We start from the raw sequence: 14,620 nt of genomic DNA, 5'->3' as shown, positions 1-14,620 counted from the left end.
ACTTATCCTCCCCTTTTAGAGAAGCTGTTACTGAAATGCCATGCTCCCCATCCAGCTGCAGCACCTATAACAAGCAGTGCCCCGAAATAAATACTCACTCCCACGGTATAAGAGAACGACTCAAATGGTTGGTCAAGTAGGAATAATCGATTAAATGAATAATTCTCAATTGTCGTAAACCCTATATACTGGAGACTTAATGGCAGAACAATAACAGCGGTCGAAGTCAACAGCATAAATGCTTGCTTTTGAACCAATACAGCGAGGAACAGAATAACATGTACCATGAGAATAACACCTGAAATTTGCAGCAGACCTGTCACAATGACATAACCAAGAATACTGATTGGCCACTCCACATGTTCCAGAATTTCGATACTTTGCACAGCTGAAGACCAATCGAATGCCGGATATTGAACCAGAACATTATAGAATTTGGGGATCTGAAGAATGGAAAAAGTCAGGACTGCATAGATACAGGCAATCGAATACTTTGAAGCAAACAAACTCCATCTGCCTTTAGAAGTACTTCTTAACACCCTCACCATATCATTCTTATAATCAATGGAGAATAAAGGACCTAGTCCTGCAATTAACAAGAGCGCATACGTTAAACCATCCAGCAGATTATCCTGCTGACGATTAAATAATGCATCACTGGATATGACATTAACGAAACTACCCGTGATCCCCTGTTCCTCGCTTAATCGGAGCAAATAATCCCTTTGCTCTTCAACGTAAAGAAATGATTTTTCTTGTTTCGCAAATGTCTCAAGTTTATTCTGTTCTTGATTAAAAGCAGGTAGATCAATTTCCCTAGATTTGTATCGTTCTTTCCAATAAGCTAATTGGTCCGGCAGCGTAGTAAACTTCTCCCTCTCTTCACGTAAGAAGTCAAGCTTGTCTTCCGTCATTTTTCCGTTTAACTGTGATAAATAGAGATTATACACCGATGCATCCATATCAAACTGACGTTCTTTCGTTTCAATGTTTTGATAGGAAATGATACACACCAATATTAATATGAACAGCGACTTACCCGTAATTAAAAACTTATAGAGCTCATGCTGGAAAAGTGAATTGCTTCGTCTGAGCCTAAACAAATAGGCTCTTAATTTCATATACCACTGCATTCCCAGCTTTCGAGTTGTGTTATTCATATGAGATACAAACAACCACATACTTAGGGCAGGCAGTATAAGCAGGAGAGCGCCGCCAACATAAAAGGTCAGTGTATCTTTACTGATCGGATAACCTAGCACATTTATATTGCGGTAATCCGCAAAAAGATTAAATGTATCATAGAAGGCGACCACATTCATGTACTTCAACACATTAATGTAAGAATTCGGATGAATGAGCGAATAACAAATGAAGCTAAAGCCCAAGAGTGCCGCCAAAACGATGAATATCCGTGAAGTTTGACGAAGAAATAGAAATATAGCCGCTAGAAGCCAAGCCATAAGCAGATTAGCTGTTATTTTTAAGAGCAAATAGGCCATGATGTATTGACCTGCAGTCATGGGATGAATCGTTCTCCCAAAAGAATCCATGGATTGAATATACCTGCCTGGATCACCAAACCCATATAACCGTTCACTGATCAATAAGATTGAACCATAGAACATGATGGACAGCAGTACAGTCAACATGCCAAGAACGGTCAGCTTAGCGCTAATGGTTCGTAATTTCCCGTTACGTGTACTCCGGATAAGCGGAGTTAAACCTTCTTCCCGTTCCAGTAGAAACATAATCGAACAAAGTAAAAATATCAGCAGCACCATAAATAAATCCGTTGATCCCGATCTCGTTCCCGTTGTTAAGCCTTCTTCAAGCCCAAGCTTCCACGGCAAGCTCTGAAGGGGTCTGAAATCCTCAACCGTTTTCAGAATGTTACGATAGGAGAAAGATTCTTTATTGTGAAAAATGGAAACCGACAACATCTCATCTGCACGCTGTTTCATATCGTCCATATCTTTTTCAAACTGATCATGACTTTCATACTGATCTCTTATCAACTTGATTATGTACATGTCTCGTCTAAGAAGCTCTTCCTCATTTACATAGGGACTTTCCTTGTACTTCTTATAAGCCTCTGGATGATCATTCTTGGTATCCTCGATTAACTGCTTCCAGAAGTTGTCTTGCAAATCGCTGTTCTCTTGCGCAAACCGGTAGTATAGAGTTAATAATTCTTCCTGTTTAACAGCTAACGCCTTACCCTCTTCTGGCGGTAAGGCGTTGTATTCGTTCTCCAACTTTATGTAGTCATCCCGATATTCAATTAATAAATCCTGTTCTTTCCGCTGTGTATTATAATAAAAAAATCCATTGATGAATAATAAGAGGATGGTTAAAATCGTAAATATTCGTTTTTTCCATACCTTGAGTAGTTCATACCCCATTAATTTCATGAATATCTCTCCAAATGAATTCATTCATAGATCGCTTTGTTTTTATTTAATCGATTTTGTTGAATCCAATTCCGGTTCTTCACCTTCGAGCAGCGGTTCAAACTTGGCTTTTCCCGATTCAATCAGGCTTTTATCCAAAATCATAAAACCTGTATTGGGATTTTCATATCGAAGAAACATATATTTTTCATCTCCGGGTATAGGAAGAAGCATGTTCGGCAGATCCATTAAGTTAACACGATGAATGACTTTATTATCTTTATAAATTGCCATTTCATAAGGAGCCCCTTCCGGCAAATCCTTAGCATATGCAAACAAGGGAAGAAAATAAGAATATAAGTTATCTTTGAAAAATAGAGGTAAAGTAAGCGGGTCATTAAGTTTTAGCTGATGTATTTGCTCACCTCTTAAATTAGTGCTATAAACCACACGACTTCTTTCATCATCCTCAATTCCGTAAAAGTATGAAAGATATAAATTTTGTCCATTAATGTCTTGAAGGGCAGTGGACCCACCCACATCTTTACGGTCTGCTATCGCAGTCACTTCTTTTGTCTCCAGATCATATCTTAGAATTTCATATCCCTTATCACTCCATGAAATAATATATAACTGTTGACCATACGGGACTATATCCGTGATGTTAGCACCTGGACCTGTATCTTCATAAATAACCTCCTCCTTATGTTTTCCTTCCATTTGCATTCTCATCACTTTTGTTGTTTGCACATTATCTTTGTCAGCGCTCGTTAGACTAAAATATAAATACCCGCGATGTATCGCTACGAAATTGGGCTTGCTATCAAATCGCTTAAATTCTTTACGATTTTTTCCATCCGGGTCCATTCTAGATATCTTCCATACATCATCAAACATAGATCGTTTGCTTTTTATATCCCAATAGCTTTCTAACACGTACAGTTTAGAATCATAATACTGTATAAAAGTTGGATAAGACCCACCCCCTGATTGAATATACGCATAACAGTTCGAACTATCTGGCTTATTCATACAGCGGTGATCGGGACGATTATCAAGTAAAACAGGATTTTTACTGTCTTTATCCATATAATAAATTAAATTTTTATCCACGAAATAATAACCTTTTTCTGAATCTGTCATCAAAAGTCCATGTCCTTGTATTCGAAAATTCAGCGGGTAGTCCCATCTTTCTTGAAAGTTATCGTCCTTTGGGTATTCGGAACCTGTGCAGCCAGTAGCAGCGATTAAAAAGAGTAAAGTTAACCAAGTTATAAAATGATTTTTCATTTTTTCCCTTTCTAAATCCATCTAATGTAAGAGTATGTGCCTTGGAAAAGGATCTTAATTAATCCATTTACCAAGGCACTGAAGATTGGTTCTTCTACTATAAAATTTTACGGATAAACGACTGTTTTTACTTCCTGCTGATACCCCCAAGAGTTAACTCCATTACTTGCTTTATGCGTTCCCTCTCCCCTGATTGCTCGTGTAGGAGCTACCCCCGAAGAAGCTTTTGCAGTTACACCAACATGCCCAGAATTCGTTGAAGTCGCATCTGATGGGGAACCTATAGATCCAAAGTAGTAATAGTAAGTAGCTTTAGCAGTTACAGAACAATTTGATGCTTGACATGTAGTTGTGGCGGTAGCACTATCAACACCAAGACTCACGCTACCACTTGTAGGTGTATATTGATCCAAGGAACCTGATACGGAAGAAGCTGCTAAAGCGCTTCCAGAAAGAACCAACGTTCCGAGTAATACAGAAGATAAAACTGTTAGCTTTTTAATTTTTTTAAAATTCACTTTTATCCCTCCAATTATTAGTTTTTTTATTCTACTTGGGGTAATTTTAGTCCGGCCAGAACTATTAATTTGGATATAACCCCAGTAATTCCACTATATTACAATTGATTACATATTTCAACTAAAAATATAATATTTTCATTTTATGATAGAATAGACATTATTAGGCTCTTCGCTCTACTGGGTGGGTAACATGCTGAGCGATAGATTCGTAACCCCTCCGCCATTAAGAGACTTTCAGATGTTGGAACAGCCTCAAGGAAATCGCTTGACCGCTATTCCAACATCTGAAGTTAGGTAAGAAGGCGGTAAGGGGTTTTATGCTCGATGTGCCCCGAGCGTCGGAAGACGGAGCTTATTGACGATCATGTAGATCATCGCAATCAGGTTTTCCACATTCCGGTAGCCTCTTGCCCGGCGTTTAGCTGCCTGTACAAGCCCATTAATCCCTTCCAGCAAGTATGCAAACATGCGAAAAAGTTAAAATCAAATTGGCGATACGACGTTTTCTTTTTAATTTGAATTTTTTTGAATTGATGTAAAAATATTAGTTCAATATATTAAACAACTTAAACAGGTGATTAGTTACAGAAAAAATCCACATCTGAAGTTCAATCCACATGTGCAGTGCTGAACAGGCCCGCGGAAAGCTTGCACCTAAAAAAGGAGCCCCCTAAGGTTTTCCACCCTGGTTGCCCCTTCGCCATGTGTATGCCAAACATATCGGCAGATCTTGCCATCCTCTAGCCTGGACTACCATTCCAGCAACTTACAGCTTTTCTGCAGCTTGCGGATATAGACTATCTGGCCGATATGATAGGCATTATGTATGGTGGCATTGCTCACAATCTCCCACCACCTGGCCGGCTCCAGAAATCCGTTCACTTCCTGCTCCAGCTTGCTCTCTGACAGCAGCTCCTGCCACTGCAATAAGGCTGTTATCAATCGGTCTCTCAATTCAGCAAAGGTAGCTTGATCCTGTATATGGAAGGTTTCAAGATTGTCTGGAGAAGACGGGACAGCATCTACCCGCGATTCGCGGTACCGAGTCAGCCATGTTTCGTTCCAATAGAGCAGATGCTGTACGATCTCGGCGATGCTATGGCTATTATCAGCGGGCGTCCAGAACGCTTCATCCTCGTTCAGATCTTCCACGGATTGCTGGAACGGGATATGCCAACTAGGATCGCTCGCGTTCGCTAACAGTTGGTTCATCAGAACATCATTTGCATGCGCCATGGGTCAATCACTCCTTCATGCGGGCGGATAATAAGCAGCATCACAAATCACCATTAATTTTACTATAGGATGAGCCCCATGATTTGTAGAAAATGGTTAAAATGATTCTTTCTCGAACTGCCCGCGTTGGTATCATGCTACCTAACATGGAACATGTCCAAAACATACTCCGCCGTTGGCGTATCGTTCTTGAACCGCAGCTCGATCTGCTCCCCGCTTCCCTTACACAAACCCACCGTTATCTCAAAATATCTTCCCCCGTGCATCGCATCAACCGGGCTTGCTTGATGCTCCTCCTCCGTTGTCGTCGTTAGCTTGTTAATCGATAAAATCCGTTCACAGGCATAAGAAGGATATGTCTCATGATATATTTCCTGAAGAGACGACCGGATAACCGGGTATAGCTGCTGCAGCATAGCCCTCTCAAGCTGCTGTTCTCTAGTCTTGTCTTGTGGCTGTGCGTACGATGTGCTTTCTGCCTGACCGAATATAATAAGACTACATATCAGCATCAGAACGAGGTTTAATCGTGGCTTCACATCAATTCACCTTTCTCGTTTTTGATGCTTAGGGTTTCCTCTTGAATGCTTGTATAACCTCCCCTACATTTCCCTGCAAACACCCTCGCATCCAGAACACACAAAAAAAGACCACCCACAGGCAGTCTTTCCTCCGTTTAAATGGTTGATGAATGCATAACAGCATGTCTGTCGTTCCCGTCACGTTCCTTTTTCCCCACCAACACATGGTAGAGCACGATACCCGCAGCAAGCAGAACTGCCATTGCGATATACATACCCCGGAAACCGACGAGAGGGGTTAGGAGGCCGAGAATAACGGGGCCGACACCGATGCCCATATCCACGAATATATAGAAAGTCGACGTTGCAAGTCCAACCCGATGAGCTGGCGAACGCTTGATAGCAAGCGCCTGAGCGCTGGACTGTGTCGTGCCATAGCCCAGACCGACGAATACGGCGGAGAGCAACAAGGTCAGCCCATGATGGGCTTGACAGAGCAGCACCATGCCAATCGCAAACGAGAGAATTGCCGGGTACATCACCACATTGGCCCCTCTCTGGTCAAACCAGCGGCCCGTAAATGGTCTCGACAGAATGACAACAATGGCGTAGACGATAAAGAAATAACTGGCGACTTGGGCCAAACTAATCTGTCCGGCAAAGATCATGAGGTACGTCAAAATGCTGGAATATCCAAAGCCCATGACGAAGCTGACCAGTGAAATCGGCAGTGCCTTCGGTTCAATAAAGTTGGATAGCTTGAAACCTTGCAGATCCTTCTCCTGCTCGGCAGTCAGCGTAAGCTTCGGTATGTTCATAAAGAATGCCGACACCAAAGAGAGAACACCCAGTACCGCGCATAGTGTGAAGTTAGCCATCATCGAAATATGCTCATTAATCATCAGGCCGATGAAAGGGCCAATCGCTGAAGCGATAATGATACTAACACCATAGTAGCCCGTGCCTTCACCCCTTCTGGAATCGGGAATCAGGCTGGCGGCAATCGTTCCTGTCGCTGTTGAAGCAAGCGCGAAGGCCATGCCGTGAAAGAATCGGACGATAAGCAGCACCATCAAGCTGTTAACGATGAAGTATAACCCGATAAGAATGCTGAAGGCAATCAGACCAGTAAAGAGCAGCTTTTTGCGTCCGACTCTCTCGATGATGCTGCCCCCGATCAACCGTCCAATCAATGCACCTACGACAAAAATGCTGGAAGCAAGACCAGCCATCCCCGTTGAAGCGTGAAACTGATCCTTCGCATACGACGACATAATCACCACTAATAGATAAAAACATAAAAAGAGCAGGAAATTGACGCCAAACACAATCAGAAAATCCTTGCTCCATAATCGATCTCGCGAATCTGCTTGCTCCAAGTTAATCACCTTTTCTAATAATGTTGTCCCTCACCGTCTCCATCACGCGGATAACCGTTGCCTGATCCTCATTAGAAATGCCTGTCATAATCTCTTGCTCGTACTGGTCAAACACCTTGCGAACTTCCTGAACGACGTGAACTCCCGTCTTGGATAGCTGAATTCTCTTCTCTCGCTTATCACGCACGGGTATTTGCTCGACATAGTCCAGCTTGATCAGCGCGTTCACGGTTCTCGTAACCGTGGGCTTCTCTACATACAGCATTTTGGACAGCTCCACCAAGGTCATGGACTGATAAACATCCAGATAATACATAATGGACCACTGGGCATAGTACAGGTTATAGTCTTCAAGCATGCGGTTTAACTCATTGACGAAAGGGCGGTAAAGCGTAAAGTATTTATGAAAAAAATGTCTATGGGCGTCCATTTGATACCTCCGTCCAAAATGGTTACCTTGGGTAACTATTTATTAATTATAAATAATATCTTTGGGATTGTCCAACCCAATTGATTTCCAATCTAGTGTTAGCCGCTTATTTCGGTTAGCATGATGACGCTTATTCTCCCTGTTTATGATGCGGTCTATTCGCCTCCCGCCTTGATTGCGGACTAACGCGGTTAGCAATAGGATGGCTAAACTAAATGAGCAAAAAATAACCCCAGCTATCGAAAATGACAGCCGGGGTTATATCTAAGTTAAACCTTTATTTTTGAAATAACTTCTTTCAATTGCTCTGCACTCGTTTTTGTACTGCTTACAGCCTGGAGCACCTGACCAGATTTTCCAAGAACCACGCCTGCCTTCTCCGAGATTCTGCCAGTCCCTTCTGCAGACTCATTGTTGGCAATCGAGATTTCATGAATCGTCTGAGATACACCTTGAATCGAATGACTCAGCTCAGCAGCCGTGCTGCTAAACTCTCCGAGAAGCTTCTCATAGGACACCGCATCTTGATCATATTGCCGTCCAATTTCCATCATAGCGCTATAATCCTGGGTCACTGTCGTGTTAATAAAATCAAGCATAGCTTCGGAGTTTTCCTTTAAGTTGTTGACCGAAGAAGTCACAACGGAAACGACATCCTGAATCTGATTGGCGGATTTACCAGACACTTCAGCCAGTTTGCGGATCTCGCCGGCAACCACTGCAAAACCTCTCCCCGCCTCGCCAGCTCTGGCCGCTTCGATATTGGCATTCAGTGCAAGCAGGTTCGTCTGCGTCGTAATTTCTAAAATGGTGCTAGCCAGCATCTGGATTTGTTCGACCGCTTGCGTCTGTGCAATCGCCTGGGTCAAATCAGCCTGCATCTGCTCGCTCATCTGCACTGCCCGCTGAGAGGATTGAACTGCCGATTCGTGAATATTGACGGCCCGCTTACTGACTTCCCTTGATGTCTCTTCTCCTTCATGCGCCTTTCTGGATATATTATCTATGGATTCTCGAAAATTGATAGACGCCTGATTTACTTCAAATGTAGATGCTGCGGTTTGTTCCATAGCTGCCGCCATCTGTTCCGTTGTCCCCGTTACCTCTTGAATCTGATGGTTGAGCTCATCCAAATGGCTGTTAACCACGTTAACGGATTCGTCAAGCTTGTCGGACTCGTTCTTGATGGTGAGAACCATACTGCTGATCGATTCTTGCATGGTATGCATGGATCGCAGCAGAACTCCCGTCTCATCCTTGCTTCTCATGTACTTTTCAGGAATCGGGTGGGAGAAGTTGCCGCTTGCCATGACCTCCAAGCGCTCAGAAGCAATTTTGATCGGTGTTGTAATCTGGAAGGACAATAGGACCAAAATAATAGCAAACACCAGAATACTCCCAATAATGACAAACACAAGACCTTGTCTCAGCTTGTTTACATCCTTCATATACTCGTTAATTGGTTTGTAGGAAACCACATAGATATCTTGGGTATCCGATTTGGCATAAGCTGCGACCAGCTTCTGACCGTTAAAGGTAAAATGGCCAATGCCCCGCCTATTTTTGGTTACCTCTTCAAAAAAGGCAGGAATGTCTCCTTCGGCCTGGGTCATATCGAAATTCAGCACACTCTCGCTATCTTCCGAGGCGATGACCACCCCGGCCGTATTGAGCATAAAGGTCTTAACCTTGTCTTGCTCCGTCGTTTTAACGATCTCGGACGACAACTTCGTCAAATCTACCGCCGTTCCGACAATGGAAGGCTTGGTATCCGAACTGCCGTCCGGAATGCGGGCAAGCAGTGCCATGATGGGACCGCTGGTTACAGGGGATTGTGATGGACCATAGAGGACAGGTCCCTTCTTGATCCCTTCCAGAAGCGCGGGGTCCAGATCGGCCAATCCGATATCGATTCCGGTTGATTGTCCGCCAATTCCATCTGCTACAATAACGCCATCAAAGGCTGCGTATATATTTTCATAAAGTCCCCCAGCATCTGTAACAAGTTTAGTGAGATACTCGGTTGATTCCTTCGTTCCATCCGTTCCCGTATCCCCTGTTGTCTGAAGGTTTTGGAATGTATGAACCATAAATGGATTGTTCGCGATCGTGGACGAAGCACGTGCCAAATCCGCAAAAGCCAGCTCCATCTGATTGATCTTTTCCGACACGATGTTCTTCATCGACATCTCGGCATCCTCCTCCATGGAGGTGGTAGATTGGCTGATGGCATACCACAATGTCAAAAGCATTGGGATGACCATACAGGCGATCGAAATCAGCATGATTCTAGCAGTCAAACCGGTGAGGTTCATCCGTTTCCATCGAGCTGTTTTGTTGCTCTTTGTCTGCTTGTTATTCTTTTGCATGTGGATCAGCGCCTTCCTTATAGTCTTTATTTATGTCTTTTTTTCTCATGTCTGTTACAGGCTTCTACTTATATCGACATAAATCGACTAAACCTTTAGATATGAAAAAAGGATAGGTTGGCTCTAATAGGCACATCAATAAATACGTCCCAGCACATACAGCACAAAGTGGAGAATGCTTTAATGCTTACATACTTACCTGCGTACGATCAGACTGCTCTCACCTCAGGCATGCTAAGATGCCAAGCGCTCCTCGTATTGCTGCTCGCTGATCTCGTTACCAATCATGGGCTTTAGGCATCAGCCTACTCTATAGGCTCTCCAGCCGCTTCCCACCGGTCAATCTCGGAGCGAACACGGGGCGCGACCTCGGTGCCGAGCAGCTCGATCGCCCGCATGACTTCATCATGAGGCATCGTTCCCACTGGCACGTGGAGCATGAAGCGGGTAATACCTACATGTTTGCGCAGATGAATGATTTTCTGGGCAACCGTCTCCGGATCGCCAACATAGAGCGCACCCTCGAAGCTTCGAGCCGCATCAAAGGTGGATCGGTCATAGTACCCCCAGCCCCGTTCGCGTCCCAGCACATTCATGCTTGCCTGCGTCGATGGGAAGAACTTGTCCGCTGCGATCCCCGTATCTTCCGCAATAAATCCGTGGGAGTGCGAGCCGATCGGCAGCTTCGATACATCATGTCCCGCATGCGCAGCTGCTTCTTTATACAGCTTAACCAAAGGTGCAAACTGGCGAGGACTTCCTCCAATAATCGCGAGAACCAGCGGCAGACCGAGGAGACCGGCACGCACGACCGATTCCGAATTGCCGCCGCTGCCAATCCACACCGGCAGCGGATTCTGAACCGGGCGTGGATAAACGCCAAGGTTATGGATCGCCGGACGATGCTTACCCTGCCAAGTTACTTTTTCCGACTCTCGGATTTTGAGCAGCAGCTCCAGCTTCTCCTCGAACAACTCATCATAATGGTTCAGATCATAGCCGAACAGCGGGAACGATTCGATGAAGGAGCCCCGGCCTGCCATAATCTCGGCGCGTCCGTTCGAGATGGCATCCAATGTGGCAAAATCCTGAAACACCCGCACCGGATCAGCGGAGGACAATACCGTAACCGCACTCGTAAGCCGAATCCACTTCGTCTGTGACGCAGCTGCAGCAAGCACAACGGCCGGCGAAGATGCCGCATAATCCTTACGGTGATGCTCACCTACCCCATATACATCCAATCCGACCTGATCAGCCAGGACGATTTCCTCAACCACCTCACGCAGCCGCTGCGCATGGCTCATCACTTCGCCAGTCTTCACATCCGGCCAAGTCTCTACGAACGAGCTAACCCCAATCTCCATGATGAATTCCTCCTATTATGCTTTGCCCGCAAGGCAGAACCGCAGGCAAAAGTTATTGTTGCTTCATGCTTTAGCGCAGTTAACATCGTTATCTAACATTCAATTATCTTTATATTGAACTTTTGACTCGGATTTTTCAAGTTACGTATTAACTGAGGATCGTGACCAAGCGGTTCGATGAACATAAGGAAATCAAAAATGGCCAGAACCCATGGGGTTCCAGCCGTTCATGATGTCGTGGTCAGACCACGTCTATCGCTGCTTGTTTTCTTCGTGTTCCTTACTTAAAAAATACCTTGTCTACATTGTATTTGGCCTTCAATTCATTAATGATATAGGTTTCATAGATCTCTCTATGTACGGCATCATCAACGATACAGACCTCGATTCTCGCAACTTCCTCCCGGTGCTCCTTGACCGGGGAGACGCTATCTTCAAAATGCTTCTTGATTCGCGGTCTAATCTTTCTTGCCTTCCCTACAAACAGGAGCTCTCCCTTGCTGTTGTAGAACATAAAAATTCCGCCCCGATCTCTCGGAATCAGGTGAAAATCTGTAAATCCATAAATATGACTCAGTTCCGGAGCTTCCTGCTTGGTAATGGTAACGTCCGGCTGAGGGATGGTTATATTGATCACGACTAAATCTTCACTTCCTTAACTCATAGATTGTCTAAATCGTAACACTAATTTGCTAGTTTGCCCATGCGGAAAATTCTAAACGCACCCCGCTTTAGGCATCTGCATAGAATGGAAACCAGGTATGACTAATAACGATGGAGGTCAATTTCATATGAGCATCCAACATTCCGCACATCAGGAACAAACCTTATATCAAGCCGAACCCAACATGATGCACAACGTCAAATCGGTCCGCGATCATATTCACAAACTATGCAAGCAGCATGCGAATCAGCTGGTTCGCGTGGAAACGCTAGACGGCGATGTTTTTGAAGGAACCATCATGCACTGTGAGAAAGGGATTCTGTACTTGAGCCTGCCCGGATACGGAAACCAGCGCGGCTTTGGTCCCAGTTACTATAACAATGTCATCCTGCCACTTGTCCTCTTCGAACTGCTTGTCATCACCCTCCTCTACGTCTAGGACCCCAGGTCAACGTGAATTCTTTGGATTGTAGACTCACAAGCCATTACCAACGATATAATCCGTTTAAGGAGTGAACCCATTATGGCATTTATGCCGCCGCAAGGACCTCAGGGGCCGCAGCAAGCGCCCACATCCCCGCCTCCAGCCTCGATACCACCACAGCCTTTGGCCAGCACCTTCGCAGTTGATCCGGGAGCAATCAGAGGCTGCTTGTTCAGAAACACCTATATTTGGCCAACATTTGGACCTGGTTTCTGGTTTTTCCCGACATTTGTCGGACGTACCTCGGTTGCCGGCTTTCGGTGGACGGGTAGCAGATGGGTCTATTCGGGGTTCGATTTAAGAAGGATCGAGTCGTTCACCTGCTTCTAAAACCCGTATATCCAGCCAATTGGATTGGCGGGCTTGATAGACAGCTACGTCATACCCATCCGAGGGCGCCCTTTGCGGCGCTCTCAAATTCTTGCGTCATGGACAAGCTTCTCCTGTTATCTTGCCCAAGATCTCTGCCAGTCCCTGTTCTCCCCAAGAAATAATTCACTTGATTATCATTAAAGAACATTAAATAATAGGATACAGTGTCCCTTTTACAAAACCTATAATGTAGATTGGGATAATACATATTTTAGTTTACACAACAGAAAGGTTGACTTAAACAAGATGGATTCATTACAGCATACCGCTGGGAAAAAAGCAGCCAAAGAGCCTTTTCCCATCTCCATACTGTCTCTCACCGTCGGTGCTTTTGCGATTGGCATGACGGAGTTCGTCATCATGGGAATCCTCCCCAACGTTGCAAATGACCTGAATGTCAGCATTGCATCGGCTGGACAGCTGATTACGATGTATGCCCTGGGGGTAGCCGTAGGAGCACCTATTCTTACCATCCTTACGCACCAAATCCCGCAGAAAAAGCTGCTCTTGTTCCTCATGGGCCTGTTTATTCTGGGCAACGGCATTTCCGTCTTCGCTCCCAATTATGCGGTCCTGATGGGCGCCCGGATGCTGACTGCACTGACACACGGCACATTCTTTGGTGTGGGAGCCGTCATCGCCTCAAATCTGGTGCGGCCGGATAAACGTGCGGGAGCCGTCTCGATCATGATGGCTGGGTTAACGATAGCCAATATTATCGGGGTTCCGATCGGTACCTTCATCGGTCAAACGATGGGCTGGCGCGCCTCTTTTGCCGCTATTGCCATCATGGGGGTCGTGGCCCTGCTCGGTATTCTTGTCTTCATTCCGAAGATACGGCAAGCAGAAGCCTCAAGCATCGGTCAGCAGATTACAGCACTCATTAGACCAAGACTTCTTCTCTTCCTGCTGATCGGGGCGCTTGGCAATGCCGGCTTGTTCGCCGTCTTCACTTATATTGCTCCGCTGCTGATCGAGATCACCGGATTTGCAGAGCCAAGCGTGACCTGGATTCTGGTTCTGTTTGGTATTGGCGTAACCGCTGGTAATATCGTAGGGGGCAGGCTGGCCGACTGGAAGCTGCTGCCTTCTATCCTGGGCATTTACTTCTCCACGGTTGTTATTCTTACCATTTTCACGATAACGATCCACAATCCGGTAACGGCTGTGCTGACGATCGTGTTATGGGGAGTTGCTTCCTTCGCTGTCTTTCCCGGTATGCAGATCCGTGTAATGAACTTGGCCCAATCAGCGCCAGCCCTGGCCTCCACAGCGAGCCACTCCGCCGGCAATCTTGGCAATGCAGCGGGTGCTTTCATCGGAGGCTTGGTGATCACGCATCTGAGCTTAACGGCTTTGCCTTGGGTAGGAGCTGGATTGGTTGGACTCGCCTTCTTACTGGGCGTCGCCTGCTATCTATATGAACGTAAGACGGCATCGGCTTCTGCCTAATCTGCTTCAACCACTCTCACTTCAATTAAAATCACTGGAATACACATTGCCATATGGTAGCGATTCAATCGAGTAGGAGGCTGCTCATTAATTGAGTAGCCGACCTCTCACACCACCGTACGTACCGTTCGGTATACGGCGG

The 14,620-nt window shown here is 45.3% G+C and carries 13 protein-coding genes and 1 pseudogene; 3 read left to right on the top strand and 11 right to left on the bottom strand.

The genetic code is table 11. The features are described from left to right. Positions 1–2 precede the first annotated feature (2 nt). From AM231_RS25815 to AM231_RS25775, 11 genes and pseudogenes are all read right to left on the bottom strand, one after another. Positions 3–2,414, bottom strand: a complete 2,412-nt coding sequence (locus AM231_RS25815) for an ABC transporter permease (protein ID WP_054405226.1) — start codon at positions 2,412–2,414, stop codon at positions 3–5. A 42-nt stretch (positions 2,415–2,456) separates the two neighbouring features. Then, positions 2,457–3,704 (bottom strand): hypothetical protein, encoded by a 1,248-nt coding sequence (locus tag AM231_RS25810; RefSeq protein ID WP_131724806.1) that lies wholly within the window; start codon positions 3,702–3,704, stop codon positions 2,457–2,459. 86 nt (positions 3,705–3,790) lie between these two features. After that, positions 3,791–4,201: a hypothetical protein gene (locus tag AM231_RS28900; protein WP_131724805.1), complete on the bottom strand. Its 411-nt coding sequence runs from the start codon at positions 4,199–4,201 to the stop codon at positions 3,791–3,793. A 318-nt stretch (positions 4,202–4,519) separates the two neighbouring features. Beyond that, a pseudogene (locus tag AM231_RS28455) lies at positions 4,520–4,657 on the bottom strand (transposase); the annotation flags it as partial. Positions 4,658–4,954: 297 nt separating this feature from the next. Beyond that, on the bottom strand, positions 4,955–5,440 hold the full coding sequence (locus tag AM231_RS25805; protein ID WP_054405224.1) for a DinB family protein: 486 nt from the start codon (positions 5,438–5,440) through the stop codon (positions 4,955–4,957). A 137-nt stretch (positions 5,441–5,577) separates the two neighbouring features. After that, positions 5,578–5,979 (bottom strand): hypothetical protein, encoded by a 402-nt coding sequence (locus tag AM231_RS25800; RefSeq protein WP_054405223.1) that lies wholly within the window; start codon positions 5,977–5,979, stop codon positions 5,578–5,580. A 137-nt stretch (positions 5,980–6,116) separates the two neighbouring features. After that, entirely contained in the window at positions 6,117–7,349 is a 1,233-nt protein-coding gene (locus AM231_RS25795) for an MFS transporter (protein ID WP_082341805.1), read from the bottom strand. Continuing rightward, entirely contained in the window at positions 7,342–7,770 is a 429-nt protein-coding gene (locus AM231_RS25790) for a MarR family winged helix-turn-helix transcriptional regulator (RefSeq protein WP_053490940.1), read from the bottom strand. Before AM231_RS25790 ends, AM231_RS25795 begins: the two co-directional genes overlap by 8 nt. A gap of 269 nt (positions 7,771–8,039) precedes the next feature. Beyond that, the gene (locus tag AM231_RS25785) at positions 8,040–10,139 is read right to left on the bottom strand and encodes a methyl-accepting chemotaxis protein (RefSeq protein ID WP_131724804.1); all 2,100 of its coding nucleotides are present in this window, start codon (positions 10,137–10,139) and stop codon (positions 8,040–8,042) included. Positions 10,140–10,444: 305 nt separating this feature from the next. Then, positions 10,445–11,506: an LLM class flavin-dependent oxidoreductase gene (locus tag AM231_RS25780; protein WP_054405221.1), complete on the bottom strand. Its 1,062-nt coding sequence runs from the start codon at positions 11,504–11,506 to the stop codon at positions 10,445–10,447. A 280-nt stretch (positions 11,507–11,786) separates the two neighbouring features. Next, the gene (locus tag AM231_RS25775; protein ID WP_054405220.1) at positions 11,787–12,143 is read right to left on the bottom strand and encodes a nucleotide excision repair endonuclease; all 357 of its coding nucleotides are present in this window, start codon (positions 12,141–12,143) and stop codon (positions 11,787–11,789) included. A 154-nt stretch (positions 12,144–12,297) separates the two neighbouring features. Here AM231_RS25775 and AM231_RS25770 point away from each other — a divergent pair, with 154 nt between their 5' ends. The 3 genes from AM231_RS25770 (at position 12,298) to AM231_RS25760 (ending at position 14,478) form a co-directional block, all read left to right on the top strand. Beyond that, positions 12,298–12,609 carry a hypothetical protein gene (locus AM231_RS25770; RefSeq protein ID WP_054405219.1) on the top strand — a complete coding sequence of 104 codons (312 nt, stop codon included), beginning with the start codon at positions 12,298–12,300 and terminating at the stop codon, positions 12,607–12,609. A gap of 84 nt (positions 12,610–12,693) precedes the next feature. Next, positions 12,694–12,984, top strand: coding sequence for a hypothetical protein (locus AM231_RS25765; protein ID WP_054405218.1), 291 nt, complete (start codon positions 12,694–12,696; stop codon positions 12,982–12,984). 288 nt (positions 12,985–13,272) lie between these two features. Next, positions 13,273–14,478, top strand: coding sequence for an MFS transporter (locus AM231_RS25760; RefSeq protein WP_054405217.1), 1,206 nt, complete (start codon positions 13,273–13,275; stop codon positions 14,476–14,478). The last annotated feature ends 142 nt before the right edge of the window (positions 14,479–14,620 follow it).

Origin of the sequence: Paenibacillus solani (assembly GCF_001277345.1) — a bacterium.
Classification (GTDB): domain Bacteria; phylum Bacillota; class Bacilli; order Paenibacillales; family Paenibacillaceae; genus Paenibacillus_AQ; species Paenibacillus_AQ solani.
This window is presented reverse-complemented; position numbering and strand designations above follow the sequence as displayed.

Bases quoted from the DNA above. Each gene is read 5' to 3' on its own strand.
- AM231_RS25765 (WP_054405218.1), top strand. From the start codon at position 12,694: ATGGCATTTATGCCGCCGCAAGGACCTCAGGGGCCGCAGCAAGCGCCC.
- AM231_RS25805 (WP_054405224.1), bottom strand. From the start codon at position 5,440: ATGGCGCATGCAAATGATGTTCTGATGAACCAACTGTTAGCGAACGCG.
- AM231_RS25785 (WP_131724804.1), bottom strand. From the start codon at position 10,139: ATGCAAAAGAATAACAAGCAGACAAAGAGCAACAAAACAGCTCGATGG.
- AM231_RS25770 (WP_054405219.1), top strand. From the start codon at position 12,298: ATGAGCATCCAACATTCCGCACATCAGGAACAAACCTTATATCAAGCC.
- AM231_RS25790 (WP_053490940.1), bottom strand. From the start codon at position 7,770: ATGGACGCCCATAGACATTTTTTTCATAAATACTTTACGCTTTACCGC.
- AM231_RS25780 (WP_054405221.1), bottom strand. From the start codon at position 11,506: ATGGAGATTGGGGTTAGCTCGTTCGTAGAGACTTGGCCGGATGTGAAG.
- AM231_RS25760 (WP_054405217.1), top strand. From the start codon at position 13,273: ATGGATTCATTACAGCATACCGCTGGGAAAAAAGCAGCCAAAGAGCCT.
- AM231_RS25810 (WP_131724806.1), bottom strand. From the start codon at position 3,704: ATGGATTTAGAAAGGGAAAAAATGAAAAATCATTTTATAACTTGGTTA.
- AM231_RS25815 (WP_054405226.1), bottom strand. From the start codon at position 2,414: ATGAAATTAATGGGGTATGAACTACTCAAGGTATGGAAAAAACGAATA.